Raw genomic sequence first — 26,604 nt, 5'->3', positions numbered from 1 at the left:
GGTCTGTGGGGAGACGATGATCTCTGCGCTGATCCCGTGTCGGCTGTATCTGCCGTTTCACATTCCTTGCCTCCTTTGACTGCTGCTGTATCGCCGCTTGCGGCTCCCCCTTTGTCTTCCTCTTCCCTGGCCGCTGACCCTGCTGTTCGGGGCAATGGCGTGCCCAGCCCCGATGACGCACCGGTGTCCAAGACATCCGCCCTGCGTGTGCCGCATCACGCGCATGATGAGTGCCATCCCGTGAGCGGTCTGCCCTGGTTTCGCCACCCTCAGGGTGAGCATGAAATCCGCCTGGGCAAGGCCATCGTGTCTTATGAAATCAAGCGTGCGCGCCGCCGCAGCATTGGCATGGTGGTCGGTGTCGAGGGCCTGAGCGTGCGTGCGCCGCGCTGGGTCTCGTCCACCGACATCGAGACCGCCTTGCGCGCCAAGGAGCGCTGGATCTGCAACAAGCTGGTCGAGCAGCGCGAACGCGCTCAGAAGCAGTTGTCCGCGCGCATCGACTGGCGCGAAGGCGCGACCGTGCCCTATATGGGCGAGTCGGTGGTACTGGTGCTGGATCCCCGTGTCGACGGGGCGGCCCTGCAAGCGCCTTTCCAGCAAGCCGATCAAGGCCTTCCCGGCGTGGCGCAGCGGGCTCTGCACCTGGGCTTGCCGCAGAACGCCTCGGCCGAGCAGATCCGCGATGCCGTGCAGGCCTGGCTGCAGCGCGAGGCCATGCAGGTCTTCCTGGCGCGTGTGCCGGTTTACGCAGACCAGTTGGGCGTGTCGGTGCGCAAGGTCAGCCTGTCATCGGCCAAGACCCGCTGGGGCAGTGCCAGCGCCGATGGTTCGATCCGGCTGCACTGGCGCCTGATCCACTTCAGCATCAGCGTGATCGATTACGTGGTGGCGCACGAGTTGGCGCACCTGCGCGAGATGAACCACAGCCCGCGTTTCTGGGATGTGGTGCGTTCGATCATGCCGGAGTTTGATGGCCCGCGTGACCAGCTGCGCCACGCGATCATCCCGGACTGATCAGGCCTTCTCGAACAACCAGGTGCCTTGCGCATCCTGGTGGCGGTGCAGTTGCCCGCGGTGCCACAGGTAGTTCAGGTGGGCGATGGATTCGCCCATGGCAAAGGTGGTCTGGTGCAGGTCCAGCTGGCGTTTGAACAGCACGGGCAGCATGTCCGCGGCGCTCGACGGCTTGAGCGCGCAGGCCTGCAGCACCTCGCTCAGACGATCGTCATGGTGGGCCTTCAACTGCTGGATGCGGGCATGGATGCCCGTGAAGGGCAGGCCATGCGAGGGCAGGGCCAAGGTGTCGCCGGGTAAGGCGGCCATCTTGTCCAGCGAGCTCAGGAACAGGCCCAGCGCGTCGCCTTCTGGCTCCATGTCCACCACACTGACGTTGGTGGAGATGCTGGGCAGCAGCATGTCCCCGGAGATGAGCAGGCCATCGCGTTCGTTGAACAGGGCGATGTGCTCGGGGCTGTGGCCGTAGCCGGAGATACAGCGCCACTCGCGTTCGCCGATGCGCAGCAGCATGCCGTCCTGCAGCCGGCGATAGCTGTAAGGCACGGTGGGCACCAGCGATTTGAAATAGTTGCTGCGCCCCCGGATCTTCTCGACATCTTCTGGATTGTTCAGGCCGTGTTGCTGGAAGAAATCAGCCGCACGGGCGCCGCCAAAACCGGTGGTTGATTCACACGCCAGTTGGGCCGCGAAGTGGTCGGTGGCGCTCATCCACAAGCGGGCGGGCTGACCTGGTGCGCTGAAGTGCTCGATCAGCCATTGCGCGTTGCCGACGTGGTCGGGGTGCATGTGGGTCACCAGCATGCGCGTCAGAGGCTTGTCGGCCAGCGCGCCAGCCCAGAGCGTCTGCCAGGCTTCGCGGATGGGCTCGGTGGCCACGCCCGCATCCACGATGGTCCAGCCAGCCTGGCCGTCCAGCTCATCGTCCAGTGCCCACAGGTTGATGTGGTTGAGCGCAAAGGGTATGGGCATGCGCAACCAGTGCAGGCCGGGCCGGATCGTCATCAACTGGCCAGGTAGGGGTTGGGTCTTGTCCAGCGGGTAATGCAAGGGCTTGGCGGCTTCTGAGGTAGCAGGCATGAGGCACAGCAGGATGGAGTCAAGCCATTGTGCCTTGCTGTGTGCAGGTTCGCCGAAGGGAGAAAAGAACCCGGGCCAAACCGACCCGGGCGAGAAACGTCAGCCCGATGGGTGGCGTTCATCTGAATGAGGAGACACGGCCATTGTTATGCGCAACAACAGTGTCGGCATCATGGCAAATACCGGGGCGGCCGTTTCTTTTGGCCTGCCTTTTCCCGATCAGGGGCATCCCTAACTACACTGTGGGGCATGAAACTTGATCACCTGTTTGACAACAACCGTGCCTGGGCACGAGACATTGAACAACGCACCCCTGGTTTCTTCTCCAGGCTGCAAAAGCAGCAGTCCCCGGAGTACCTGTGGATCGGCTGTTCGGACAGCCGGGTGCCCGCCAACGAAATCTGCGGCCTTCTGCCTGGCGAGATGTTCGTGCATCGCAATGTGGCCAACGTGGTGGGGCATTCCGACCTGAACTGCCTGTCGGTGGTGGAGTTTGCCATCGACATGCTCAAGGTCAAGCACATCATGGTGGTGGGGCACTACGGCTGTGGTGGCGTGCGCGCCGCCATGGACGACCTGCGCATCGGCATCGTCGACAACTGGATCCGCCACGTCAAGGATGTGCGCAACCAGCATCTGGAATGGCTGATGACGGTGCCAGAGGGCGATCGCCGTTACAACGCGCTGTGCGAGCTCAATGTCTTGCAGCAAGCCTTTAATGTGTGCCAGACCACGATGGTTCATGAGGCCTGGTCAAGAGGGCAGGAGGTCGTGGTGCATGGCTGGGTTTACGGCGTTCATAATGGCCTGATCAATGACTTGCGCATGTCGGTGGCGGGGCCAGAGGGGCTTCCCCAGGCGTATGCCGAGGCCATCGATCAACTCAAGCAGCGTTACGCCGACAAGGCTTGATCCATACCAGGGCACACGATGTTTCCACAGCAGCTGACCGACTCCCGCGTCTTTGAAATCGCCAAGGCTTTGCTGGACGGCTTTGACCGCCACTACAAGATCTTCAGCGAAACCAGTGCGCAGTCCAAGAAGCGCTTCGAGCAGGCGGACTGGCATGGCCAGCAGACAGCGCAGCGTGTGCGCATCGAGTTCTATGACCTGCGGGTGGAAGAGGCCGTCGAGCGCCTGGAAAAGGATTACCAGGCCAGCACCTTGCCCATGGAGGTCTGGCACCAGATCAAGCTGTTCTACATCGGCTTGCTGACCGGGCACAAGCAGCCGGAGCTGGCCGAGACCTTCTTCAACTCGGTCACCATCAAGATCCTGCACCGCAAGTACTACCGCAACGACTTCATCTTCGTGCGCCCGGCGGTGTCCACCGAGTACATCGATGACGAGGAAGGTGAGGGCAACGCCACTTTCCGTGCCTACTACCCCACGCGCGACAACCTGCGCGACACGCTCAAGACCATCGTCCTGAACTACGAGCTGACCATCCCCTTCGATGATCTGGACCGCGACATCGGTTTCGTGTACGAAGCCTTGATGGAGCAGGTGGGCAATGTGCGCTTGCGCACCAACTTCCAGATCCAGGTTCTGAGCTCCTTGTTCTTCCGCAACAAGGGGGCGTACATCGTCGGCAAGGTGGTCAACGGCTTCCGCAGCCTGCCGTTTGCGATCCCCATCCTGCACAACTCCAAGAACCGCCTCTACATCGATGCGGCCTTGTTTGGCGAGGACGATCTGCTGGCCTTGTTCAGCTTTGCGCGCGCCTACTTCATGGTGAACATGCCGGTGCCATCGGCTTACGTGCAGTTCCTGCGCACGCTGATGCCCCGCAAGCCACGCGGCGAGCTCTACAGCGCCATCGGTCTGCAGAAGCATGGCAAGAACCTGTTCTACCGGGACTTCCTGTTCCACCTGAAGCATTCCAGCGACAAGTTCCGCATCGCGCCGGGCATCAAGGGCATGGTCATGCTGGTGTTCGACCTGCCGTCCTACCCCTTCGTGTTCAAGGTCATCAAGGATTACTTCCCGCCCCAGAAGGAAACCACACGCGACCTGATCATGAGCAAGTACCAGCTCGTGAAGCAGCACGACCGCGTGGGGCGCATGGCCGACTCGCTGGAGTTCACCAACGTGGCCTTTCCGCGCCACCGCTTCGATGAGGAGCTGATTGCCGAGCTCAAGAAGTTCGCCCCCAGCGTGATGGAGGAAGACGAGGACGGCCAGGTGCTGATCCTCAAGCACCTCTACATCGAGCGCCGCATGGTGCCGCTCAACATCTACATCCAGGAAGCCAGTGGCGATTCGCTGGAGCACGCCGTGATCGAGTACGGCAACGCGCTGAAGGACCTGGTGGCGGCCAACATCTTCCCGGGTGACATGCTGTGGAAGAACTTCGGCGTGACGCGCAACGGCAAGGTCGTGTTCTACGACTATGACGAGATCGAGTACGTCACCGATTGCAACTTCCGCAAGGTGCCCGAGCCGCGCACGGAGGAAGAGGAGATGTCAGGCGAGATCTGGTATAGCGTCGGCCCGCACGATGTGTTCCCCGAGACTTTCGGGCCCTTCCTGCTGGGTGACCCGCGCGTGCGCAAAATCTTCATGGAACACCATGCCGATCTGCTGGAGGCCGATTTCTGGCAGCAGCACAAGGAGCGCATCAAGGCGGGTTATGTGCATGACGTGTTCCCGTACGACAGGGCGCGCCGATTCATCCACAAGATCCACCTGGAGCAGATCCAGGCCGAGCCCTCTGCCGAGGTGGCCCCGACCGAAGAGCCTGTGGACGTGCGACCGCTGGGCCGCGAGGTTCATGACCAGGGGACGCTCTCCGGCTTCACAGCCGGTGGCGCCAGCAGCGGGGACTGAGCCCGCCCCGCCTGCCTGGCCTCACCAGAGCTGCCACCAGGGCTTCTTGGCGGGCGCGTTGAGATTGGTGGCGGCCTGGTCCCCCAGGTAAACGCTGCTGGGGAAGCTCTGTTTGAGGACGCGTTGGGCGTCGTCACGCAACTGCGTCAGGCCCAGCTTGTCGTAGCTTTCCACCATGATGTAGAGCGCTTCTTCGATGGCCGGCGACTGGCGGTAGTCCTTGACGGCTTGCTGGGCGCGGTTCGCGGCGGCCAGGTAGGCGCCGCGACGCAGGTAATAGCGCGCCACGTGCACTTCGCCGGCAGCCAGCGAGTTCACGATGTGGTTCATGCGCAGGCGCGCATCGGGTGTGTACTTCGAGGCGGGAAAGCGTTCACTCAGCAGCCGGAAGGACTCGTAGGCGTCACGTGAGGCTTGTTGATCCCGCTCTGACAGGTCCTGGCTGGCCAGGCGGCCGAACAGACCCAGGTCGTCGTTGAAGTTGACCAGGCCTTGCAGGTAGTAGGCGTAGTCCAGCGCAGGGCTGGTGGGGTGCAGGCGGATGAAGCGTTCCAGCTTGGCCAGGGCCTGGGCCTTTTCGCCGGTTTTGTAGTAGGCATAGGCCAGGTCGATCTGCGCCTGCTGCGCCAGGATCGTGCCGGATGCGCGCGCTTCGACCTTTTCCAGGCGCTTGATGGCGTTCTCGTAATTGCCGTCAGCCGCTTCATCTTTGGCGTCTGCGTACAATTTGTCCGGGCTGATGTTGGCAAACTCGTCTTGAGGGGCTGACCCGCATGCCGCCATCAGGGCGCTCGCAGCCAGTGCCAGCAGGCCGGCACGTTGGCCGGTCCAGGTGCTCCGGGAGGTGTTCTTCAGCAGTTTCACGTGTGTATGTTGCGGATTGCTCCGCTTGCAGTTCCGCCTTGCAGCGCCAGAACCTGCAGTATAGAAGCCCTCCGCCTTATCTTTCTCCGCTAACCAGGTTTGTTTGCCACATGGCCCGTCGAACTCCCGTTGAACCACCCGTTGAAACCTTGCCAGCCGCGGTGGATGCCGCATCTGATGTACCGGGGGGCGATCTGGCCGATGACGAGTGGCTGGAGTCGGCAGACGTGCCTGCCGCACCCAGGGAGCCCGAGCGTCGCGAGTGGGTGGTGAGCGAGGCCGCCCATGGCCAACGCCTGGATGTGTTCCTGGTGGCGGGGGCGGGGGAGTTCTCCCGCAGCCACCTCAAGCATCTGGTCGAAGAGGGGTGTGTCGAGGTCGACGGCAAGGTGGCGAGTGCGGCCTCGCGCAAAGTGCTGGCCGGGCAGCGGGTGGCCGTTTTGCTCAAGCCCACGGCCCAAAGCCAGGCCTTCGTGCCCGAGGCAATGGCGCTGCCCATCGTCTTTGAGGATGCGCACCTGCTGGTGGTCAACAAGCCCGCCGGCCTGGTCGTGCACCCCGCGGCCGGCAACTGGACGGGGACCCTCATGAACGGCTTGCTGGCGCACCATGCTGGCGCCGTCAACCTGCCGCGCGCCGGCATCGTGCACCGGTTGGACAAGGACACCAGCGGTTTGATGGTGGTGGGCAAGACGCTGGAGGCGGTGACGGCCCTGACACGTGCCATTGCTGCACGTGAGGTCAGTCGGCAATACCTGGCGCTGGTGCACGGCGTGCCGCCCGAGTCGTTCACGGTCGAATCCTCCATCGGCCGGGATCCGGCGACCCGGGTCAAGATGGCCGTGGTGCCCTCGGGCAAGCCGGCGCGCACGGATGTGCAGCGCTTGCTCACGGGCGAGTGGGCGCCGGCGTCGCCGGCGGGCAAGGGTGATCGTGCTGTGCCGCGCAGCTTCAGCGGGGTGTTGTGCACCTTGCACACCGGCCGTACGCACCAGATTCGCGTCCACCTGAGCAGCCGGCGCTACCCCTTGGTGGCCGATGCGCTTTATGGTGGAGGCCCGGCGCTGGGCATGGTGCGTCAGGCCTTGCATGCTGCGCGCTTGTCCTTTGCGCATCCGATCACGGGCGAGTTGCTGAAATTCGAGGCGCCGTTGCCAGAGGACATGGCTCACGCATGGAGCGAATTGGCGGCCGTTTGCGGGGCGGTTTGATGATCTGTGCCATGGCGGGGCACAACTGGTGCATAATGCTTCGACAAATAACGGGCACAGAGCCCGGATGCGGGCGGCTTTCCTGATTGAAAAGCCGAGCAAGGGTTGAAGCGCCTTCAGGTGCTCCCCGGCCCGATCACCTCACAGAGGTTCCTTTAAAAGCTACAAGCAGGGCGTGAATCGCCTCGTGTAACCCGACTTGCGGACTCGCCACGTGATAACAGCGTGTCTGCCAGCTTTGAATGTCGTCCGGTGGCCAGCAAGGCCGTCCGACCCTATTCGATTGAAGAGATGGAAGTCCTCAATCCCCAGGATGCCCAGTGCATTCTCGAAGCGGCGCTGATGTGCGCCGACCAGCCCATGACGGTGCGCGAGATGCGCCAGTTGTTCGACGACACCATGTCGGCGGACGCCGTGCTCGCCTTGCTGGCTGACCTGGGCGCGCGCTGGGACGGGCGGGGGGTCGAGTTGCGTCAGGTGGCCAATGGGTGGCGCTTCCAGACGCGGGCAGAGGTTCAGGCGCACCTGGATCGGCTCAACCCTGAGAAGCCGCCCAAGTATTCGCGTGCGACGCTGGAGACCCTGGCCATCATTGCCTACAAGCAGCCCGTGACCCGGGGTGACATCGAAGACATCCGGGGTGTGACGGTCAGTGCCAACATCATCAAGCAACTGGAAGATCGGGGCTGGATCGAGGTGATCGGCCACCGTGACGGGCCGGGCAGGCCAAGCCTGTTTGCCACCACGCGGCAGTTCCTCAGTGACCTGGGGCTGGCCTCGCTCAACCAGTTGCCGACGCTGGACGGCCTGCCGGTCAGCCAGGCCTTGCTGCCGGGCCTCGAGGAGGCTGGTGTCGACGAGTTGCCGGCTGATGAAGGTGGCACAACACAAGACCAGGCTTCTCTCCTGGAAACCGATTCAACTGGCGATGCACCCGCCGAGGCGACGCCCGCTTGTGCAGCCGACATTCAAGCTGAGCCCGTGTCCTTTGAGGGCGCCGGGCTGCAGTCACCCGATACTGAACAGAACAAGCATTTCCCGCTCCATGACCACAGACAACGTGCCCATGCAAGATCCCAATGAACAGCCTTTGGTCACCGACGAGGTGGTCAAGCCCAAGCGAGCGCGCCGCCCCAAGGTGACGGAAGACGCCTCACCAGTCGAGGCCGTGGCCTCTGCCGAAGAGGCGGCTGTGCCCGCCAAGAAGGCCGCAACGCGCCGCAAGAAGGCCGTTGAGGCCGACCTGCCTGTGGCGGCAGAAGGCGCTGAAGCAACGGTGGAGCAAGGCGGTGATGACGTTGCGCCGGCCAAGCCCAAGCGTGCGCCTCGCAAGAAGGCTGCCGAGCTTGTCGAGGTGGTGTCTGCCGAAACGCAGGACGCGCCCCGTGAATTGACGCCGCATGGTTTCGTGGAACTGGCGCCTGAGGCTCCGGCGGTGCCGGTGCAGGCGGATGCGGCGGTGGTCGAGGCTGTGCAGGGCGAGTTGATCGAGCCCGCTGCCGAGCAGCGCCCCGAGGGGCGTGGCAATCGCCGCGAGCGCGACCGGGATCGCCAGCGTGGCCCGCGTGGTGATCGTCCGCCGCGGCAGGATCAGGTCGCGGCGGCGGATGGTGAGTCGGATGCTTTGCCGGGCGGTGAGGGCGGCGAAAACGCCGGCGAGCCGGGTGAGCAGCGTCCGTCGCGCCGTGCGGTCATTGCCGCCGAGCAGGCCACCGAGGTGTTCGCCGAGTTGCTGTCCGGTGATTTCGACAAGCAGCGCGAAGAAGAAGCGGCTGAAGCCGCTTCGACGGAAGAAAGCGGCCCCTACAAGCGCGTGCTGCGCCCGGAGCCTGATGCGCCCAAGTTGCAGAAGGTGCTGGCCCAGGCCGGCGTCGGGTCGCGCCGCGACATCGAGCAGATGATCGAAGACGGCCGCATCGAGGTCAATGACCAGGTCGCCCACATCGGTCAGCGCATTTCCTTTGGGGATCGCATCAAGGTGGCGGGCCGCCCGATCAAGGTCCGCATTGCACCGCCGCCCGCGCGCATCCTGGCGTATCACAAGCCGACCGGCGAAGTGGTCACGCATGACGACCCCCAGGGGCGCCCAACGGTGTTCCAGCGTCTGCCTCGTCTGCAGAACGGCAAGTGGATGTCGGTGGGTCGCCTGGACCTCAACACCGAAGGCCTGTTGCTGTTCACGAACTCGGGCGAGCTGGCCAACCAGCTCATGCACCCGCGTTTCGGCGTGGAGCGTGAGTACGCTGTTCGCGTGCTGGGTACGCTGGACGATGCCGCCCGCAACAAGCTGCTGACCGGCGTGGAGATCGAGGGCCAGTCGGCCTCGTTCGTGTCCATCAGCAAGGGTGAGGGCGAGGGCGTGAACCAGTGGTACCGCGTGGTCATCACCGAAGGCCGCAACCGCGAAGTGCGCAAGTTGTTTGATGCCGTCGGCCTCACGGTCAACCGCCTGATCCGTGTGCGTTATGGCGCCATCGTGCTGCCTCGCGGCCTCAAGCGTGGCATCTGGGTTGAGCTGGGTGAGTCCGACGTGCGTGCCGTGAAGTCACTGGCTGGCATGGACCGCCAGGAGTTTGGTCAAGGCCAGGGCCAAGGCCAAGGTCAGGGCCGCGGTGGCAAGGGGCAGGGTCAGCAAAAGAGCCAGCAGGGCTTCAAGGGCAAGCCGCAACAAGGTCGTGGTGGTCAGCAAGGCCAGCAAGACCAGCGCGGCGGCCGTCCGCAACATGGCGGCCAAGGTGGTGGCCAGGGTGGTTTTGGCAACAAGCAGCAACGCGCCCCCATGCAGGATCGCCAGCAGGCACCTCGCCATGACATGGACGACGATCTGGACCACATCGGACCGATCCCCAACCCCCTGGAGCAGACCTTCGACAAGCGTTTCGTGAAGGGCTCCAAGCGCATCACCGCGGGCTTTGGTCGCCCCGATCAGAACCATGGGCAGGACCACGGTGGGCAGAAGAAGGGCCAGGGCCCGCGTCAGCCCGACCCGCTGCAAACCTCGGTGGGCTACATCGGCGCCGATGCCTACTTCGGCAAGACTGGTGGTGGCGGCCGTCGCGGCGGTGGAGGAGGCGGCGGCCGCGGCCGTCGTTGATTTCATCTGGTGGCATGTCGGCGCTCAGGGAAACCCGTGTTGACAAGTCGCCGTTTCAAACTTGTTTGGCATTGCACTGACACCTTCGCACAGTACAATGCTGGGTTTTGTCAAATCTGCCGATTCAGGAGAACTAAATGGCTATCGAACGCACCCTCTCGATCATCAAACCCGACGCCGTTGCCAAGAACGTCATCGGCCAAATCATCAGCCGCTTCGAAGGCGCTGGCCTGAAGGTCGCCGCTGCCAAGCTGGTGCAACTGTCGCAAGCTGAAGCCGAGGCTTTCTACGCTGTGCACGCCGCTCGTCCTTTCTTCAAGGATCTGGTGAGCTTCATGATCTCCGGCCCCGTGTTCGTGCAAGTGCTCGAAGGCGAAGGCGCCATCCTGAAGAACCGTGACCTGATGGGCGCCACCGACCCGAAGAAGGCCGAGAAGGGCACCATCCGCGCTGACTTCGCTGACAGCATCGATGCCAACGCCGTGCACGGCTCCGACGCCGCTGAAACCGCTGCCGTCGAAATCGCTTTCTTCTTCCCCGCTCTGAACGTCTACGCCCGCTGATTGGCGGCTTGCGTTGTTGAAGAAGTATGGACGCCGTCAACCTGCTCGACTATGACCTTGAGGGGTTGACCGCGTTCTGCGAGCAACTGGGTGAAAAGCGTTTTCGCGCCACCCAGTTGTTCCGCTGGATCCATCAAAAAGGTGCGACCGATTTCGATCAGATGTCGGATCTCGCCAAGTCGCTGCGCGGCAAGCTCCAGGGTGTCGCCACCCTCAAGCGCCTGCCCGTGATCAGCGAGCATGTTTCGTCAGACGGCACGATCAAGTGGCTGTTTGATGTGGGCGGCGGCAATGCCGTCGAAAGTGTCTACATCCCCGAAGACGACCGCGCCACGCTGTGCATTTCATCGCAGGCGGGTTGTGCCGTGGGTTGCCGTTTCTGCTCCACCGGCCACCAGGGCTTCAGTCGCAATCTCACCACGGGTGAGATCCTGGCCCAGTTGTGGCACGCCGAGCACGCCCTGCGTCAGCGCCTGGGTACCACCGAGCGCATCGTCAGCAATGTGGTGATGATGGGCATGGGTGAGCCGCTGCAGAACTACAACGCGCTGGTGCCGGCCTTGAAGGTGATGCTCGATGACCACGGTTATGGTCTGTCGCGCCGCCGCGTCACCGTGTCGACCTCGGGTGTGGTGCCCATGATCGAGCGCCTGAAGCACGACTGCCCGGTCGCGCTGGCCGTGTCGCTGCACGCGCCCAACGACGCCTTGCGCGACGAGCTGGTGCCGATCAACAAGAAGTACCCGATCCACGAGTTGCTCGACGCCTGCCGTGATTACCTGACCGCTGCGCCGCGTGATTTCATCACCTTCGAATACTGCATGCTCGATGGCGTCAATGACACCGACGAGCATGCCCGTGAGTTGATCACCCTGGTCAAGGGGCGCATCAACTGCAAATTCAACCTGATTCCCTTCAACCCCTTCCCGCAATCGGGTCTGCACCGCTCTCAAGCGCCACGTGTTCAGGCCTTTGCCCGGATGCTGGCCGATGCGGGCATCGTCACCACGGTGCGCAAGACGCGCGGTGATGACATCGATGCGGCCTGTGGCCAGCTGGCAGGCGAAGTGCAGGATCGCACCAATGCGCGTGACCGCATGTTGCGTCAACCTGTCGAGGCCAAGGTGGCCGCCCCGAAGCCCGGGGAACGCAATCGCCACGCCCATTGAGGCGCAGTGAGGGGCGCAGGAGCCTCTACACTGGACCCCTTTCTTAGGAGACTGCTGCATGAGGATGCTTCGCTCGGTGGTGTTGACAGCTTGCTGGCTGGGTGCCTGTGTCATGGCACTGGGGCAACTGGGCGGCTGTGCCGGTGGCCCGATGCCCAGGGCATCGTCGTCTTCTGGAGACATCACCACGGCCTCGGACGAAGGTGACGTTCGCCGTCGCGCTCGCCTGCGCATGGAGCTGGCCTCCACGTACTACGCGCAAGGGCAATACAACACCGCGCTGGATGAGCTCAAGCAGGCCGTGGCCATTGATCCGTCCTTGCCCGATGCCTACGAGATGCGTGCGCTGATCTATGACGCCATGGGTGACAGCGAGCGCGCCGAGTCGAACTACAAGCAGGCTCTGTCGCTGGATGAGCGCAATGGCAGCGTGCTGCACAACTACGGTTGGTACCTGTGTCGCAAGCGGCAGTACGCCGAGGCCGATGCCTTGTTCGAGCGTGCGGCAGCCTTGCCCCAGACCGTGGCCACCAGCAAGACCTTGCTGGTCCGCGGTGTCTGCCAGATCAACGCCGGGTTGTTCCCGGAGGCCGAAAAGACCCTGGCGCATTCGTATGAACTGGATCCTTCCAATCCGGCAACGGCCTATAACCTGGCAGCGGTGCTCTATCGCCGTGGCGAACTGGAGCGCGCGCGCTTCTATATCCGCCGCGTCAACAACGTGCCCAACCAGGTGACGGCCGAGTCCCTGTGGCTGGCCATCCGCATCGAACATCGTCTGGGCAACACCAATGGCCGTGACGAGCTGGCGGTCCAGTTGCGCAGCAAATTCCCGACAGCCCGCGAGGCCAATGCCCTGGAGTTGGGGAAGTTCGATGACTGAGCCGACGCCCATCATCCTGTCTGCGCCGGATGCGGGTAACCGCAGCGCCGGTGAGATCCTGCGTCGTGCACGTGAAGCCCAGAACATGACGCTGGAAGGCTTGGCTTCTACCATCAAGGTCACGCCGGCCAAGCTGGAGGCGCTGGAGTCGGGGCAATTTGACCTGCTGCCCGATGCCAATTTCACGCGTGCCCTGGCGATGACGGTCTGCCGCGCACTCAAGGTCGACCCGTCCGAAGTGCTGGCTGCCTTGCCCGCTGCCAGGCCTGCGGCGCTGGCTGAAGGCAAGCCGCCCTTGAATCAACCCTTCAAGGATGTGCGCGGAGGCTCACCGCTGTTTGATCACCACTGGGACTGGTCCAGTTTGCTGAGTTTCAAGTGGCTGGCACCAATCTTGTTGCTGGTTGGCTCCCTGGTCATCTACGTCCTGCCTGAGTCCATCGAGGCGCCAGCCTGGTTCCAGAAGGTGCTGCAGATGGCACCGCGGCCCACGGAGGTGACGAAGGCCGAGCAGGCTGCATCGGCCACGCAACTCGAACCGCCGGTGGCTGCTTCGGCGGCGGAGGATGTGCCGCCTGCATCAGCGCCACCGGAGGCTGCGTCTTCGATGTCGGTGCCGGTTGCCTTGCCCCCAGTAGCCCCTGCAGCTTCGGGTGGTTTGGCGCCTTTGGTGCTGGATAAAACCGACGCGGCGGCGCCGGCATCGGCGCCGGTTCTGGCGGCTGACCCTCGCCTGGCTCAGGCCGCGTCTGTCACGCCCTCTGCAAGCAGCGCGGGCGGTGACACGCTGGTACTGGCTGTGCGTGATGCTTCCTGGATCGAAGTGCGTGATGCCAAGGGCGCCAAGCTCTTGTCGCGCAATGTGCTGGCCGGCGAGCGAGTGGCCCTGGATGGCGTGGCGCCGCTGAGCCTGCGCATCGGCAATGCCCCTGGCGTGCAGTTGAGCTACAAGGGCCAGCCGGTTGACCTGACCGCCTCGACACGCAACAACGTGGCCCGCCTGGAATTGAAATGACACTGGAAAACCTCAGCCTCATTGACGTCGCCCGACCTGCTGCGCGGCGTTCGCGTCAGGCCCGCGTCGTGTGGGGCTCGCGCGTGGTCACCATCGGTGGTGATGCGCCAGTGCGCGTGCAGTCCATGACCAACACTGATACGGTGGACGTCATCGGCACCGCCATCCAGGTCAAGGAGCTGGCGCAGGCCGGCTCGGAACTGGTACGCATCACCGTCAACACGCCAGAAGCCGCGCAGGCCGTGCCACACGTGCGTGACCAGCTCGACCGCATGGGCATCGACGTGCCGCTGGTCGGAGATTTCCATTACAACGGCCACCGCCTGCTGACCGAATACCCCGCATGCGCCGAGGCCCTGTCCAAGTACCGCATCAACCCGGGCAACGTTGGCAAGGGTGACAAGCGCGACCGCCAGTTCGGCCAGATGATCGAAGCCGCCATGCGCTACAACAAAGTCGTGCGCATCGGCGTGAATTGGGGCAGCCTGGATCAGGAGTTGCTCGCTTCCATGATGGACGAGAACGCTCGCAGCGCCGACCCTTGGGATGCGCAGCAGGTGATGTACCAGGCGCTCATCAGCTCGGCTTTGCAATCAGCCCAGGCTGCACAGGAGCTGGGCATGGCGCCCGAGCAGATCATCCTGTCGTGCAAGGTCAGTGGCGTGCAGGATCTGATCAGCGTCTACCGAGGCCTGGCCGCCCGTTGCGACTACCCCTTGCACCTGGGCCTGACCGAGGCCGGCATGGGCACCAAGGGCACGGTGGCTTCTGCCACGGCCTTGTCCATCCTGCTGCAAGAGGGCATTGGCGACACCATCCGCGTTTCGCTGACGCCGCAGCCCGGCGAGGCCCGCACGCAAGAAGTCGTGGTCGCGCTGGAGATCCTGCAGGCGCTCGGCCTGCGCACCTTCGTGCCCAGCGTCACGGCCTGCCCGGGTTGTGGCCGCACCACCAGCACCACCTTCCAGGAGCTGGCCAAGCAGATCGACGATTTCCTGCGCGCGCAGATGCCTGCCTGGCGCAGCCAATACCCCGGCGTTGAAAAGATGAAGGTGGCCGTGATGGGTTGCATCGTCAATGGCCCGGGCGAGAGCAAGCATGCCGATATCGGCATCAGCTTGCCAGGCACGGGTGAAGCGCCTGCGGCGCCCGTGTTCATTGACGGCGAAAAGGCCATGACCCTGCGTGGCGAACGCATTGCCGAAGAGTTCCAGCAGCTCGTGCAGAGCTATATCGAACGCCGTTTTGGCGAGGCAGCCCAGACTGGGCAAAAAGCCTGAGATCCCATACCAACAAGAAGACAGACATGGCCGAGATCCTGAAAGCCATCAAAGGCATGAACGACATCCTGCCGCCGGAATCGGCGCGCTGGGAGTGGCTGGAAGACGTGGTGCGCAAGGTGATGCGCCGCTATGGCTACCAGAACATGCGAACCCCCATCGTCGAGCCCACGGCCCTGTTCGTGCGCGGCCTGGGCGAGGTGACCGACATCGTCGAGAAGGAGATGTACTCCTTCGAAGACAGCCTCAATGGCGACAAGCTCACGCTGCGCCCTGAAGGCACGGCCGGTTCGGTGCGCGCCATCATCGAGCACAACTTCCTGTACGAAGGCGGCAAGCGCCTGTACTACATCGGCCCGATGTTCCGCCACGAGCGCCCGCAAAAGGGGCGTTATCGCCAGTTCCATCAGGTGGGTGCCGAGGTGCTGGGCTTTGCTGGCCCGGACGTTGATGCCGAGCTGATCCTGATGACGGCGGCCTTGTGGCGTGACCTGGGCCTGAAGGTCGGGCACGACGTGGTGTTGCAGATCAACAGCCTGGGTCAGCCGGACGAGCGCAAGGCACACCGTGCGGCGCTGATCACTTATCTGGAATCGCACGCCGAGCTCCTGGACGAGGACGCCCGCCGTCGCCTGCACACGAACCCGCTGCGGATCCTGGACACCAAGAACCCTGCCATGCAGGCCATGGTCGAGGGGGCGCCCAAGCTGATCGATTTCCTGGGCGAGGCCTCGCTGGCGCATTTTGCGGCCGTCAAGCACGTGCTGGACGCAGCTGGTGTGCCCTACCAGGTCAACACGCGCCTGGTGCGCGGCATGGACTACTACAACCTGACCGTGTTCGAGTGGGTGACCGACAAGCTTGGGGCCCAGGGCACGGTGTGTGGTGGTGGTCGCTACGACGGCCTGATCGAGCAGCTGGGTGGCAAGCCTGCGCCGGCTGTGGGCTGGGGCCTGGGCATGGAGCGTCTGCTGCTGCTGCTGCAGGAGGTGGGCATCGAGGCGCCTTCCAGCGCACCGGATGCTTTCGCAGTGGTGTTCAACGGCACCCCCTTGAGCACCGTCCTGACCACCATCGAGGCTTTGCGTGCCAAGGGGGTGAGCGTGGTGCTCAACCCCGCGGGCAAGGATGGCCCGGCCAGCCCCAAGTCGCAGTTCAAGAAGGCCGACGCCAGCGGTGCCCGTTACGCCCTGATCTTCGGGCCCGACGAGGTTGCACAAGGGCAGGTCGCCATCAAGCCTTTGCGAGATGGTGGCGAGCAGGTTTCACGCTCCCTGGCGGGGGCGGGTGATTGGGCGGCAAGCCTGCTGTCCGCACCCCAGTCATAATCCACGGCTTTTACACACATACAAACGGGAACCGTCATGGCGACCTACGATCTTGAGCAGCAGGAACAGCTTGACCAGGTCAAGCACTTCTGGAAGCAATACGGCAACCTGATCACCTGGGTGCTGGTGCTGGCCCTGGGCGCTTATGCTGCCTGGACGGGTTATCTGTACTGGCAACAGCAGCGCGCCATCGGCGCCGGCGGCTTGTATGAAGAGCTCGACCGTGCGGCCGGTGCTGGCAACACCGACAAGGCCATCCAGGCCTTTGCCGACTTGAAGAGCAAGTACGCAGGCACCACGTTTGCCGAGCAGGGGGCCTTGATGGTGGCCAAGGTGGCTGTCGAGCACCAGAAGGCGGACCAGGGCAAGGCCGCCCTGCAGTGGCTGGTTGACAGCGGCAAGAACGCCAATCTGGTTGCCATCGCGCGTTTGCGCCTGGCAGGTGTCCAGATGGATGCAAAGCAGTACGACGAAGCCCTGAAGACTTTGTCTGCAGACACGCCAGCCGAGTTTGCGGCCCTGGTGCAGGATCGCCGCGGCGATGTGCTGCTGGCCCAAGGCAAAAAGGACGAGGCCGTCAAGGCTTATGCCGAGGCCTGGAAGAACATGGATGCCACGGTGGAGTACCGTCGCTTCATCGAGGGCAAATTGACCGCGCTGGGGCAGCCTCCTGCTCCACCTGTCCAGAACAAGGCCGTTGCAGCCAACTGAGAGCGGCCTCTGGCCCCTTATCGGCTCGCCATCAGCCTGCTATCGTTTCGACCTGACCGAATACTCCGGACGCTTTCTTAGGCAGCACACATGACCCTGACCCGTGCCAAACTGGTGAACCTGACTCCCTCAGCCTCGCGCTTCGTGAAGCTGGCGGCGGCCTGCGCTGTTGTCGCCGTGCTGGCGGCCTGCGGATCCAGCAAGCCCTCGCCGGCGTCCCTGGAGTCCCTGAGCGCGCCGGCCCTGCGTTTGACGACGGCCTGGTCTCAGCGTGTAGGGTCCGTCGACGGCCAACTGAACCTGGCTGTCAGCAATGGCGTGGTCACCACGGCCAGCACCGATGGTGACATCGTCTCCTTCGACATTGCCACGGGCAAAGAGCGCTGGCGAGCCCAGGCTCACGCCGATCTGTCTGCCGTGGTAGGCAGCGACGGGCGTTATGCCGCGGTGGTCACGCAGGCCAATGAACTGCTGGCTTTTGACCAGGGCAAGCTCCTGTGGCGCGAGCGCCTGCCGGGGCGTGTCATCACGGCACCTTTGGTGGCGGGCGAGCGCGTGTTCGTGCAGGCCGTGGACCGCAGCGTGCGCGCGTACGATGTGCTGGACGGCCGGTGGTTGTGGCAGTACCAGCGCCCCGGTGGCGAGCCTCTGGCGCTGGCCACATCTGGCGTGATCACGGCCTTCCGCGACACCTTGCTGGTGGGGCAGGGCGCCCGTCTGGTGGGGCTCGATCCGCTCAAGGGAAGCGTGCGCTTTGACGTGAACGTGGGCACGCCCCGCGGCACCAACGAGGTCGAGCGCCTGGCTGATCTGGTTGGCCCGCTGGCCCGTGTTGATGACGAGGCTTGCGTGCGCGCGTTCCAGCTGTCCGTCGCGTGCATGGAGTTGAACCGTGGCTCCTTGCGCTGGACGCGTCCGCAGGCCGGGCGCCAGGCAGTCGCTGCGAACGAACGCATGGTGGTGGGCAGCGATGGTGCCGACCGCCTGAGTGCCTGGAAGGCTGAAAACGGCGACCTGCTCTGGCGGGTGGACCGCTTCACCTATCGCAACCTGAGCGCCCCGGCCATCTGGGGCAACCGCGTGGTCGTGGGTGACTACGACGGTTACCTGCATGTGCTGGCGTCTGAAGATGGCCGCACGCTGGCCCGTACCGAACTGGACAGTGCGCTGGTAGCCGCGCCTGTCGTGGTGGACCAGACCCTGCTGGTCGTCACCCGCAAGGGCACGCTGTACGCCCTGCGCGCCAACTGATCTGTTAGCTGAAATTTCATGAAACCAGTTATTGCCTTGGTCGGACGACCCAACGTCGGCAAATCGACGTTGTTCAACCGGATGACCAAGAGCCGCGATGCCATCGTGGCCGACTTTGCCGGCCTGACCCGCGACCGTCACTATGGCGAGGGCAAGTTGGGCTCGCACGAGTTCATCGTCATCGACACCGGCGGTTTCGAGCCTGAATGCACGGCCGGCATCTTCAAGGAGATGGCCAAGCAGACCCGCCAGGCCGTGGCTGAGGCCGATGCGGTGGTCTTTGTGGTGGACGCCCGCAATGGCTTGTCCGCACAAGACCACGACATCGCCAAGTACCTGCGCACCGCCAACAAGAAAGTGCTGCTGGCTGCGAACAAGGCCGAGGGGATGCAGTCCGGGCCGCAACTGGCCGAGTTCTATGAGCTCGGCATCGGTGAGCCGATTCCCGTGTCTGCTGCGCACGGCCAGGGCATTCGCAGCCTGGTCGACATGGCACTGGAAGGCTTCTTCCCTGAAGAGGACGAAGAAGACGAATTGCCCGAAGGCCGTGACTGGCGCGAGATGGATCTGGACAAGCCCATCCGTCTGGCCGTGGCAGGGCGCCCGAACGTAGGCAAGTCCACCCTGATCAACACCTGGCTGGGTGAAGAGCGCCTGGTGGCCTTCGACATGCCGGGTACCACCCGTGACGCCATCAGCGTGCCCTTCGAGCGCGAGGGCAAGCGCTTCGAGTTGATCGATACCGCAGGCCTGCGCCGCAAGGGCAAGGTCTTCGAGGCCATCGAGAAATTCTCCGTGGTCAAGACCCTGCAGGCGATCTCGGATGCCAACGTCGTGTTGCTGCTGGTGGACGCCACACAGGGCGTGACCGAGCAAGACGCGCACATCGCCGGCTTCGTGCTGGAGTCCGGCCGTGCCGTGGTGATCGCCATCAACAAGTGGGATGCGGTCGACAGCTACCAGCGCGAGATGCTGCAGCGCTCGATCGAGCAGCGCCTGGCCTTCCTGAAGTTCGCGCCCGTGCTGCACATCTCGGCCATCAAGCGCCAGGGTCTGGGCCCTCTGTGGAAGGCGATCACGGCAGCCTGGAACTCGGCCACCAAGAAGCTGCCCACGCCGGTGCTCACACGCCTGCTGCAAGAGGCGGTGCAGTTCCAGCAGCCCAAGCTGGCCGGTGCCTATCGCCCCAAGCTGCGCTACGCCCACCAGGGTGGTCAGAACCCGCCCATCATCGTCATCCATGGCAATTCGCTGGAGCACATCAGCGCGGCCTACAAACGTTACCTGGAAGGGCGGTTCCGCGAGCATTTCAAGCTCAGTGGCACGCCCTTGCGCATCGAGTTCAAGTCGTCGCAGAATCCGTTTGCCGACAAGGACGAATGACCCCCACCTTTTTGGATGGTGCCGAAAAGGGCAATTAACCCCAGCCAACACCCTCCATCACATAACCCAAGCCGGATACGCGGCGGGGACTGTGTTAAGGTGGCAAATCCGAAACTTTTCAACACGGAGCATATCGTGAGCAACAAAGGGCAACTTTTACAAGACCCGTTCCTGAACCTTTTGCGCAGAGAACATGTGCCGGTGTCCATTTACCTGGTCAACGGCATCAAACTCCAGGGCCACATCGAATCGTTTGACCAGTACGTCGTGTTGCTTCGCAACACGGTGACACAAATGGTCTACAAGCACGCCATCTCCACGGTCGTGCCTGGGCGTGCAGTCAACTTCCACGCCAGCGAAACGACCGAGGACTGATCAGCATTGCTGAGCAGTCCCACTCAACCAGCCGACCCCAGACCTGACTGACGCCTTGACGACCTCTTCAACGTCTGTGCTGAACGCTTCTCAGGACCCCAGGGTCGTGCTGGTAGGGGTCGATTTGGGCCCCGGGTCGTCATTCGACCCCACGCTTGACGAACTGGCCTTGCTGGCCGAGTCCGCTGGCGACATGCCTGTTGCCAAGGTGACCGCCAAGCGCAAGGCACCCGATGCCCGCTTGTTTGTGGGCTCCGGCAAGGCCGATGAGATCAAATCGATCGTGGACCTGTACCAGGCTCACGGTGTGATCTTCGATCAGGCGCTTTCTCCCGCCCAGCAACGTAACCTGGAGCGCCATCTCGGCGTCGAGGTGCTGGACCGCACGGGCCTGATTCTCGAAATTTTTGGTGCGCGCGCCCGCAGCCACGAAGGCAAGCTGCAGGTCGAACTGGCGCGCCTGCAATATCTGTCGACGCGGCTCGTTCGCCGTTGGTCCCACCTGGAGCGCCAGCGCGGCGGCGTGGGGCACCGCGGTGGTCCCGGCGAAACCCAGCTCGAACTGGACCGCCGGATGATCGAGACCAAGATCAAGTCGCTCAAGGACAGCCTGATCAAGGTCAAGCGGCAACGCAACACCCAGCGCCGCTCCCGCGAGCGCACTGGCACGTTCCGCGTGTCCCTGGTGGGCTACACCAATGCTGGCAAGTCCACCCTGTTCAATGCCTTGACCAAGGCGGGCACCTACGCGGCCAACCAGCTGTTTGCCACGCTGGACACCACCACCCGCCAGCTCTTTCTGGCAGAGGCCCAGCGCAGCGTGACGCTGTCCGACACGGTCGGGTTCATTCGCGATCTGCCTCACTCGCTGGTGGAGTCTTTTGAAGCCACCTTGCAGGAAGCGGCCGAGGCCGATCTGCTGCTGCACGTGGTCGACGCCGCCAGCCCCGTGCTGCACGAGCAGATCGACGAGGTGCTGCGTGTGCTCGACAGCATCGGCGCAGGCCAACTCCCCCAGGTGCTGGTGTTCAACAAGAGCGATTGCCTGCCTGAGCACCAGCAACCGCGTCACGAGCGCGATCTTTACGAGCTGCCTTCGGGGCGCCGCTGCATACGCGTCTTTGTCAGCGCCCTCAAGGGCGAGGGGCTGGATGTGTTGCGCGCGGTACTCGCTGAAGCGGCCTTGCATGGCCTTGGGGACGCTCCCAATGACAATACGCCGTCGGATCCCCGTTTCGGCATGCACAATCCCATCGATGCAGAGGCGCCCAGCCCGGAGCGCCCTGACTTTCCGACAGTCCGAACATGAACATGCAATCCCTGGAAACAGGCGCTCAGCCTGAACAAGGTCGTACCTGGGTGATGAGTGCCGTGCCTCATGCGGCCTGGCTCGTGGCCGCTTGCGCCACCGGCATGGCCCGTCGGGTCGGCTGGCTGGCTGCTCAGGCGGTGCGTCAGGCTGTCCCGGGGCTGGCCAAGCCGCAGGGCATGATGAGCGAGCGCAATGACGGTCCGCCCGATCTGGACGAACTGTGGCGCGACCTCAATCGCAAGCTCAGCAACATCTTTTCCGGTCGCAACGGTGGTGGCGACAATGGTCCTGGTGGCAGCATGACGCCGGATCCGACCGGCGCGGGCATCGGTATTGGCCTGGTGCTGGGCCTGGTGGCCGTGATCTGGCTGGGTAGCGGCTTCTTCATCGTGCAGGAAGGCCAGCAGGCCGTGATCATGACCTTTGGCAGCTACAGCCACAAGGTCGATGCCGGCTTCCAGTGGCGTGCGCCTTTCCCCATCCAGAGCCATGAAGTGGTCAACCTCACCCAGTTGCGCTCCATCGATGTCGGCAGCAATTCGGTGATGCAGGCGACCGGCCTGCGTGACTCGTCCATGCTGACCCGCGACGAGAACATCGTCGACATCCGCTTCACGGTGCAATACCGACTGTCTGATGCCCGTCAGTACCTGTTCGAGAACCGCAACTCCGATGAGGCCGTGCTGCAGGCCGCCGAGTCGGCGGTACGTGAGATCGTCGGCAACAGCACCATGGATTCCGTGCTGTACGAGCAACGTGACGCCATCGCCGCCGAACTGGTCAAGTCGATCCAGAACCAGGTCAACAAGCTCAAGGCAGGCGTCACCGTCGTGAACGTCAATGTGCAAAGCGTGCAGGCGCCCGAGCAGGTGCAGACAGCTTTTGATGATGCATTCAAGGCCGGTGCCGATCGTGAACGCCTCAAGAACGAAGGCCAGGCCTACGCCAACGATGTGATCCCCAAGGCGCAAGGTACAGCCGCGCGTCTGCGCGAGGAAGCGGCTGGTTATGCGGCCCGCGTGGTGGCGCAGGCCGAAGGTGATGCGCAGCGCTTCAAGGCCGTGCTGGCCGAGTACCAGAAGGCGCCCGGCGTGACGCGCGATCGCCTCTACATCGACACCATGCAGCAGATCTACAGCAACGTCACCAAAGTGATGGTGGACTCCCGCCAGGGCTCCAACCTGCTGTACCTGCCCCTGGACAAGATCATGCAGATGTCTTCCTCGGGTGGGGCGGTTCCTGTGACCCCGGTGCCTGCAGCGCCGCAAAGTGGCAGCGCCGGTACCGATGTGCCGGCATCGTCGAGCGCCGCAGCCGTCAACCAGGATGTCCGGTCACGAGACGGTCTGCGCAGCCGCGACCGTGAAGCTCGTTGAGCCGCACAGCAAGGACAGGCAAGGAATCTGACATGAATCGATTTGGCATCATCCTGGGCGGCGTTGTGCTGGCCATCATCATCGCGGCCTCGACCTTGTTTGTGGTCGATCAGCGGCAGTTTGCCGTGGTCTACGCCTTGGGCGAGATCAAGGCCGTGATCAGCGAACCGGGCCTGAAGGTCAAATTGCCCGCGCCGTTTCAAAACGTTGTCTTCCTGGATCGTCGCATCCAGACCCTGGACAGCACCGAGTCGCGGCCCATTTTCACGGCTGAGAAGAAGAGCCTGGTCATTGACTGGCTGGTCAAGTGGCGCATCGTCGAGCCCAAGCAGTTCATCCGCAACAACGGCGTCGACATGCGCAACGCCGAGAACCGCCTGTCGCCGATCGTGCAGGCCGCGCTCAACGAAGAGGTGACCAAGCGCACGGTGGCCAACATGCTCTCGTCCGAGCGTGAAAAGGTCATGCAGGCGGTGGTCAAGCGCCTGGCGGATGACGCCAAGTCCTTTGGCATCGAGGTGGTGGACGTGCGCATCAAGCGCGTTGACTTCTCCGCCAACATCACCGATTCGGTCTACCGCCGTATGGAGTCCGAGCGCAAGCGTGCCGCCAACGAGCTGCGCTCGACCGGTGGCGCTGAAGGCGAAAAGATCCGCGCTGACGCCGATCGTCAACGTGAAATCATCGTGGCCGAAGCCTACCGTGATGCGCAAAAGATCAAGGGTGATGGTGACGCCAAGGCGTCTGCCATCTATGCGGAAGCCTTCGGCAAGGATCCGCAGTTTGCGCAGTTCTACCGCAGCCTGGAAGCCTATCGCTCGACCTTCCGCAGCAAGTCTGACGTGATGGTGCTGGATCCCAGCAGCGAGTTTTTCAAGGCCATGCGTGGCAGCGGCACGCCGGCTGCACCGGCGCGCAAGTAATCTGCTCGTCAGTCGAACGCACCCATGTCCGATGCGATCTGGATCGCGCTGGCCTTGCTGCTGGTGTTGGAAGGCCTGATGCCAGCCATCAATCCGGCCGGCTGGCGCCGCATGTTCGAGCAATTGCTGCGCCTGAGTGACCAGCAGGTGAGGGCCATCGGCCTGATCAGCATGGTGGCCGGGCTGATCATGCTCTGGCTCATTCAGATGGGCGATTGAGCCTGCCAGAGCGGCGCTTTGACGCGCCAGCCGAGCCTTGGTTCACGGGGAAGATGTTCGCGGTTTGTGAAACCGACGTCTTCCCCCTGTAGAATCCCGTTTTTAACCCCCACACGTTTTCTTATGTCGTCTGCTTGGCTGTTGCCAGAGCACATTGCTGACGTCTTGCCTGCGCAGGCGCGTCGCGTGGAAGAGCTGCGCCGTGTCTGGCTGGACGCGGCCCGCAGCTATGGCTATGAGCTGGTCATGCCGCCGCTGCTCGAGCACATCGAGTCGCTGCTGTCTGGCACCGGCCACGCACTGGACCTCAAGACTTTCAAGCTGGTTGACCAGCTCAGCGGTCGTACCCTGGGTGTGCGGGCTGATGCCACGCCTCAAGTCGCTCGCATTGATGCCCACCTGCTCAACCGCGACGGCGTGACCCGTCTGTGCTACTGCGGCCCCGTGCTGCATACGCGCCCGGCCAGCCCGCATGCAAGCCGTGAGCCCTTGCAGCTTGGTGCCGAGATTTACGGCCATGCCGGGCTGGAGGCCGATCTGGAAGCCACGGAGCTGGCGCTGGAAGGCCTGCAGGCAACTGGACTGAGCGGCCTGGTGATCGACCTGGCCGATGTGCGACTGGTCAACGGCGTGCTGGCTGGCCTGGGCGTGCCCTCGCTGGATGCCAGCCTGCACAACGCCCTGATCGCGGCCCTGACCGCCAAGGACGTCGGCACGCTGCGCGAACTGGCCAAGCAGGGTGCCCTGGCTTCGGTGCCCGCGGCCGCCGATGTGCTGGTGCGTTTGACCAGCCTCTTCGGTGGTGAAGAGGTGCTGGCCCAGGCGCGCGAGGCCTTGCCCCGTCATGCCCTGGTTGATGTCGCACTGAACGATCTCGCCTGGCTGGCCAAGCAGTTGCGTCAGGCGCAACCCAATGTGGCTGTGGGCTTTGATTTGTCCGACCTGAGCGGGTACGCCTACTACAGCGGCACCCGTTTTGCCATTTACGCCAAGGGGCATGCAGATGCCCTGGTGCGTGGTGGCCGCTACGACGAGGTGGGGGCGGTCTTTGGCCGTCGTCGCCCCGCCGTGGGCTTCAGTCTCGACCTGAAGATCCTGGCTGATCTGCTGGCTGGCCTCCAGGGGCTGTCTGTGCGTTCGGCTGTGCGTGCACCCTGGGGTGAAGATCCCGCCTTGCGCGAGGCTGTGCGCGCACTGAGAGGGCAGGGCCACACCGTCGTGTGCGTGCTGCCCGGACATGAACACGACGTCCAGGAATTCGACTGCGATCGCGAACTCGCGCTGGTCGATGGACGCTGGTCGGTGCGCGCGCTCTAAGCGCCCCGGCCCTTCTCTGCGAAACAGGAATCCGCCATGCAAAGCACTTCCGCGTCGGCTCGTCCCGGCACCGCTTCCGCTCGTAACGTCGTGGTCGTCGGCACCCAATGGGGTGACGAAGGCAAGGGCAAAGTCGTTGACTGGTTGACCGACCATGCAGCTGCTGTCGTCCGCTTCCAGGGTGGCCACAACGCTGGCCACACCCTGGTCATCAACGGCAAGAAAACCGCGCTGCAACTGATCCCCTCGGGCATCATGCGCGACGGTGTGGCCTGCTACATCGGCAACGGCGTGGTGGTGGACCCCACCCACCTGCTGTCCGAGATCGAGCGCCTGGAGGCCGCTGGCCTGAATGTGCGCTCGCGCCTGTTCATCAGCGAATCCTGCCCCCTGATCCTGCCTTTCCACGTGCAGGTCGACAAGGCCCGCGAAGCACTGCGTGAAACCAGTGGCAGCGGCAAGATCGGCACCACGGGCAAAGGCATTGGCCCTGCTTACGAAGACAAGGTGGCGCGCCGTGCCCTGCGCGTGCAGGATCTGAAGCACCCCGAGCGCTTTGCCGCCAAGCTCAAGGAGTTGCTGGAGTTGCACAACTTCGCGCTCCAGGGCTACCTCAAGTCCGAAGCGCTGGCATTCCAGCCCATCTACGACCAGGCCATGAAGGCCGCCGAGCAGATCCTGCCCATGCTGGCCGACGTCGGCGTGAAGATCCATGGCCACAACGTGGCTGGCGGCAGCGTGCTGTTCGAAGGCGCGCAAGGTACGCTGCTGGACATCGACCACGGCACCTATCCTTACGTGACCTCCAGCAACTGCGTGGCCGGCAACGCCGCCGCAGGTTCTGGCGTGGGCCCTGACAAGCTGCACTACATCCTGGGCATCACCAAGGCTTACACCACGCGCGTGGGCAGCGGCCCCTTCCCGACCGAGCTGGATTGGGAAACGCCCGATACGGTGGGCTATCACCTGTCTACCGTGGGTCAGGAGCGTGGCACGGTGACTGGCCGCGCCCGCCGCTGCGGCTGGCTGGATGCCGCAGCGCTCAAGCGCTCCGTGCTGATCAACGGCATCTCCGGCTTGTGCATCACCAAGCTGGACGTGCTGGACGGTCTCAAGGAAATCAACGTGTGCACGGGCTACATGCTCAATGGCCAGCGTGTGGACATCCTCCCGCTGGATGCCGACGAGATCATCGCCTGCGAGCCCATCTATGAAACCTTCCCTGGCTGGGAAGGCACCACCTTCGGCATCACCGAGTGGGACAAGCTCCCGGCCAATGCGCGCGCTTACCTGGAGCGCGTGCAAGCGTTCATCGGTGCGCCCATCGACATGGTGTCCACCGGCCCGGATCGTGATCACACCATCCTGCTGCGTCACCCTTACAAGGGCTGACACGGCTGATGC

24 protein-coding genes are annotated in these 26,604 nt (G+C 63.6%); 22 read left to right on the top strand and 2 right to left on the bottom strand.

Annotation, left to right across the window (positions count from 1 at the left end; genetic code table 11):
• Positions 1–111 precede the first annotated feature (111 nt).
• Positions 112–1,017, top strand: coding sequence for a M48 family metallopeptidase (locus tag JY96_RS02315; protein ID WP_052162049.1), 906 nt, complete (start codon positions 112–114; stop codon positions 1,015–1,017).
• Here the strand turns inward: JY96_RS02315 and JY96_RS02310 are convergent, their stop codons facing one another.
• Positions 1,018–2,097 (bottom strand): MBL fold metallo-hydrolase, encoded by a 1,080-nt coding sequence (locus tag JY96_RS02310; protein ID WP_035034623.1) that lies wholly within the window; start codon positions 2,095–2,097, stop codon positions 1,018–1,020. It lies immediately after the preceding gene.
• Positions 2,098–2,346: 249 nt separating this feature from the next.
• Here JY96_RS02310 and can point away from each other — a divergent pair, with 249 nt between their 5' ends.
• Both can and aceK read left to right on the top strand, forming a co-directional pair.
• A complete protein-coding gene (can, locus tag JY96_RS02305; RefSeq protein WP_035034621.1) occupies positions 2,347–3,009 on the top strand; it encodes a carbonate dehydratase in 663 nt (220 codons plus the stop codon).
• 18 nt (positions 3,010–3,027) lie between these two features.
• Entirely contained in the window at positions 3,028–4,926 is a 1,899-nt protein-coding gene (gene aceK, locus JY96_RS02300) for a bifunctional isocitrate dehydrogenase kinase/phosphatase (RefSeq protein WP_081960966.1), read from the top strand.
• A 21-nt stretch (positions 4,927–4,947) separates the two neighbouring features.
• Here the strand turns inward: aceK and JY96_RS02295 are convergent, their stop codons facing one another.
• Entirely contained in the window at positions 4,948–5,781 is an 834-nt protein-coding gene (locus JY96_RS02295; protein ID WP_369796185.1) for an outer membrane protein assembly factor BamD, read from the bottom strand.
• Positions 5,782–5,900: 119 nt separating this feature from the next.
• Here JY96_RS02295 and JY96_RS02290 point away from each other — a divergent pair, with 119 nt between their 5' ends.
• From JY96_RS02290 to JY96_RS02200, 19 genes are all read left to right on the top strand, one after another.
• On the top strand, positions 5,901–7,001 hold the full coding sequence (locus tag JY96_RS02290) for an RluA family pseudouridine synthase (protein ID WP_081961555.1): 1,101 nt from the start codon (positions 5,901–5,903) through the stop codon (positions 6,999–7,001).
• A 291-nt stretch (positions 7,002–7,292) separates the two neighbouring features.
• Positions 7,293–8,084, top strand: coding sequence for an SMC-Scp complex subunit ScpB (gene scpB / locus JY96_RS02285; RefSeq protein WP_081961554.1), 792 nt, complete (start codon positions 7,293–7,295; stop codon positions 8,082–8,084).
• Positions 8,047–10,095, top strand: a complete 2,049-nt coding sequence (gene rluB, locus JY96_RS02280) for a 23S rRNA pseudouridine(2605) synthase RluB (protein ID WP_052162048.1) — start codon at positions 8,047–8,049, stop codon at positions 10,093–10,095. Before scpB ends, rluB begins: the two co-directional genes overlap by 38 nt.
• A 137-nt stretch (positions 10,096–10,232) precedes the next feature.
• A complete protein-coding gene (gene ndk, locus JY96_RS02275; RefSeq protein ID WP_035034619.1) occupies positions 10,233–10,658 on the top strand; it encodes a nucleoside-diphosphate kinase in 426 nt (141 codons plus the stop codon).
• A 26-nt stretch (positions 10,659–10,684) separates the two neighbouring features.
• Entirely contained in the window at positions 10,685–11,827 is a 1,143-nt protein-coding gene (rlmN, locus tag JY96_RS02270; RefSeq protein WP_052162047.1) for a 23S rRNA (adenine(2503)-C(2))-methyltransferase RlmN, read from the top strand.
• A gap of 58 nt (positions 11,828–11,885) precedes the next feature.
• A complete protein-coding gene (gene pilW, locus JY96_RS02265; protein ID WP_035034618.1) occupies positions 11,886–12,710 on the top strand; it encodes a type IV pilus biogenesis/stability protein PilW in 825 nt (274 codons plus the stop codon).
• Entirely contained in the window at positions 12,703–13,725 is a 1,023-nt protein-coding gene (locus JY96_RS21870; protein WP_052162046.1) for a helix-turn-helix domain-containing protein, read from the top strand. The genes pilW and JY96_RS21870 overlap by 8 nt, the downstream gene beginning before the upstream one ends.
• Entirely contained in the window at positions 13,722–15,005 is a 1,284-nt protein-coding gene (gene ispG, locus JY96_RS02255) for a flavodoxin-dependent (E)-4-hydroxy-3-methylbut-2-enyl-diphosphate synthase (protein WP_035034617.1), read from the top strand. The genes JY96_RS21870 and ispG overlap by 4 nt, the downstream gene beginning before the upstream one ends.
• A 26-nt stretch (positions 15,006–15,031) precedes the next feature.
• Positions 15,032–16,333, top strand: a complete 1,302-nt coding sequence (gene hisS, locus JY96_RS02250) for a histidine--tRNA ligase (protein WP_035034616.1) — start codon at positions 15,032–15,034, stop codon at positions 16,331–16,333.
• A gap of 36 nt (positions 16,334–16,369) precedes the next feature.
• Complete coding sequence (locus JY96_RS02245; RefSeq protein WP_035034615.1) at positions 16,370–17,044, top strand: tetratricopeptide repeat protein; 675 nt, start codon at positions 16,370–16,372, stop codon at positions 17,042–17,044.
• Positions 17,045–17,134: 90 nt separating this feature from the next.
• A complete protein-coding gene (gene bamB / locus JY96_RS02240) occupies positions 17,135–18,295 on the top strand; it encodes an outer membrane protein assembly factor BamB (protein ID WP_081960963.1) in 1,161 nt (386 codons plus the stop codon).
• Between the two features lie 18 nt (positions 18,296–18,313).
• Positions 18,314–19,678, top strand: a complete 1,365-nt coding sequence (gene der, locus JY96_RS02235; protein WP_035034610.1) for a ribosome biogenesis GTPase Der — start codon at positions 18,314–18,316, stop codon at positions 19,676–19,678.
• A 135-nt stretch (positions 19,679–19,813) separates the two neighbouring features.
• A complete protein-coding gene (gene hfq, locus JY96_RS02230) occupies positions 19,814–20,053 on the top strand; it encodes an RNA chaperone Hfq (protein WP_035034608.1) in 240 nt (79 codons plus the stop codon).
• Between the two features lie 106 nt (positions 20,054–20,159).
• On the top strand, positions 20,160–21,362 hold the full coding sequence (gene hflX, locus JY96_RS02225; protein ID WP_152606336.1) for a GTPase HflX: 1,203 nt from the start codon (positions 20,160–20,162) through the stop codon (positions 21,360–21,362).
• A gap of 179 nt (positions 21,363–21,541) precedes the next feature.
• On the top strand, positions 21,542–22,741 hold the full coding sequence (gene hflK, locus JY96_RS02220) for an FtsH protease activity modulator HflK (RefSeq protein WP_035040830.1): 1,200 nt from the start codon (positions 21,542–21,544) through the stop codon (positions 22,739–22,741).
• Between the two features lie 32 nt (positions 22,742–22,773).
• Positions 22,774–23,664 (top strand): protease modulator HflC, encoded by an 891-nt coding sequence (gene hflC / locus JY96_RS02215; RefSeq protein WP_035034604.1) that lies wholly within the window; start codon positions 22,774–22,776, stop codon positions 23,662–23,664.
• 24 nt (positions 23,665–23,688) lie between these two features.
• On the top strand, positions 23,689–23,883 hold the full coding sequence (locus JY96_RS02210) for a DUF2065 family protein (RefSeq protein ID WP_035034600.1): 195 nt from the start codon (positions 23,689–23,691) through the stop codon (positions 23,881–23,883).
• Between the two features lie 123 nt (positions 23,884–24,006).
• Positions 24,007–25,200 (top strand): ATP phosphoribosyltransferase regulatory subunit, encoded by a 1,194-nt coding sequence (locus tag JY96_RS02205; protein ID WP_035034598.1) that lies wholly within the window; start codon positions 24,007–24,009, stop codon positions 25,198–25,200.
• A 36-nt stretch (positions 25,201–25,236) separates the two neighbouring features.
• Positions 25,237–26,592 (top strand): adenylosuccinate synthase, encoded by a 1,356-nt coding sequence (locus tag JY96_RS02200; RefSeq protein ID WP_052162044.1) that lies wholly within the window; start codon positions 25,237–25,239, stop codon positions 26,590–26,592.
• Positions 26,593–26,604: the final 12 nt, after the last annotated feature.

This window comes from Aquabacterium sp. NJ1, assembly GCF_000768065.1.
Taxonomy (GTDB): domain Bacteria; phylum Pseudomonadota; class Gammaproteobacteria; order Burkholderiales; family Burkholderiaceae_C; genus Aquabacterium.
The sequence above is the reverse complement of the archived record's forward strand: the minus strand, read 5'-3'. Positions and strand labels throughout refer to the sequence as shown.

What these genes read in the sequence shown, in the direction of transcription:
- JY96_RS02310 (WP_035034623.1), bottom strand. Translation starts at nt 2,097, where the DNA reads ATGCCTGCTACCTCAGAAGCCGCCAAGCCCTTGCATTACCCGCTGGAC.
- can (WP_035034621.1), top strand. Translation starts at nt 2,347, where the DNA reads ATGAAACTTGATCACCTGTTTGACAACAACCGTGCCTGGGCACGAGAC.
- aceK (WP_081960966.1), top strand. Translation starts at nt 3,028, where the DNA reads ATGTTTCCACAGCAGCTGACCGACTCCCGCGTCTTTGAAATCGCCAAG.
- JY96_RS02290 (WP_081961555.1), top strand. Translation starts at nt 5,901, where the DNA reads ATGGCCCGTCGAACTCCCGTTGAACCACCCGTTGAAACCTTGCCAGCC.
- scpB (WP_081961554.1), top strand. Translation starts at nt 7,293, where the DNA reads ATGGAAGTCCTCAATCCCCAGGATGCCCAGTGCATTCTCGAAGCGGCG.
- rluB (WP_052162048.1), top strand. Translation starts at nt 8,047, where the DNA reads ATGACCACAGACAACGTGCCCATGCAAGATCCCAATGAACAGCCTTTG.
- ndk (WP_035034619.1), top strand. Translation starts at nt 10,233, where the DNA reads ATGGCTATCGAACGCACCCTCTCGATCATCAAACCCGACGCCGTTGCC.
- rlmN (WP_052162047.1), top strand. Translation starts at nt 10,685, where the DNA reads ATGGACGCCGTCAACCTGCTCGACTATGACCTTGAGGGGTTGACCGCG.
- pilW (WP_035034618.1), top strand. Translation starts at nt 11,886, where the DNA reads ATGAGGATGCTTCGCTCGGTGGTGTTGACAGCTTGCTGGCTGGGTGCC.
- JY96_RS21870 (WP_052162046.1), top strand. Translation starts at nt 12,703, where the DNA reads ATGACTGAGCCGACGCCCATCATCCTGTCTGCGCCGGATGCGGGTAAC.
- ispG (WP_035034617.1), top strand. Translation starts at nt 13,722, where the DNA reads ATGACACTGGAAAACCTCAGCCTCATTGACGTCGCCCGACCTGCTGCG.
- hisS (WP_035034616.1), top strand. Translation starts at nt 15,032, where the DNA reads ATGGCCGAGATCCTGAAAGCCATCAAAGGCATGAACGACATCCTGCCG.
- JY96_RS02245 (WP_035034615.1), top strand. Translation starts at nt 16,370, where the DNA reads ATGGCGACCTACGATCTTGAGCAGCAGGAACAGCTTGACCAGGTCAAG.
- bamB (WP_081960963.1), top strand. Translation starts at nt 17,135, where the DNA reads ATGACCCTGACCCGTGCCAAACTGGTGAACCTGACTCCCTCAGCCTCG.
- der (WP_035034610.1), top strand. Translation starts at nt 18,314, where the DNA reads ATGAAACCAGTTATTGCCTTGGTCGGACGACCCAACGTCGGCAAATCG.
- hflK (WP_035040830.1), top strand. Translation starts at nt 21,542, where the DNA reads ATGATGAGCGAGCGCAATGACGGTCCGCCCGATCTGGACGAACTGTGG.
- hflC (WP_035034604.1), top strand. Translation starts at nt 22,774, where the DNA reads ATGAATCGATTTGGCATCATCCTGGGCGGCGTTGTGCTGGCCATCATC.
- JY96_RS02210 (WP_035034600.1), top strand. Translation starts at nt 23,689, where the DNA reads ATGTCCGATGCGATCTGGATCGCGCTGGCCTTGCTGCTGGTGTTGGAA.
- JY96_RS02205 (WP_035034598.1), top strand. Translation starts at nt 24,007, where the DNA reads ATGTCGTCTGCTTGGCTGTTGCCAGAGCACATTGCTGACGTCTTGCCT.
- JY96_RS02200 (WP_052162044.1), top strand. Translation starts at nt 25,237, where the DNA reads ATGCAAAGCACTTCCGCGTCGGCTCGTCCCGGCACCGCTTCCGCTCGT.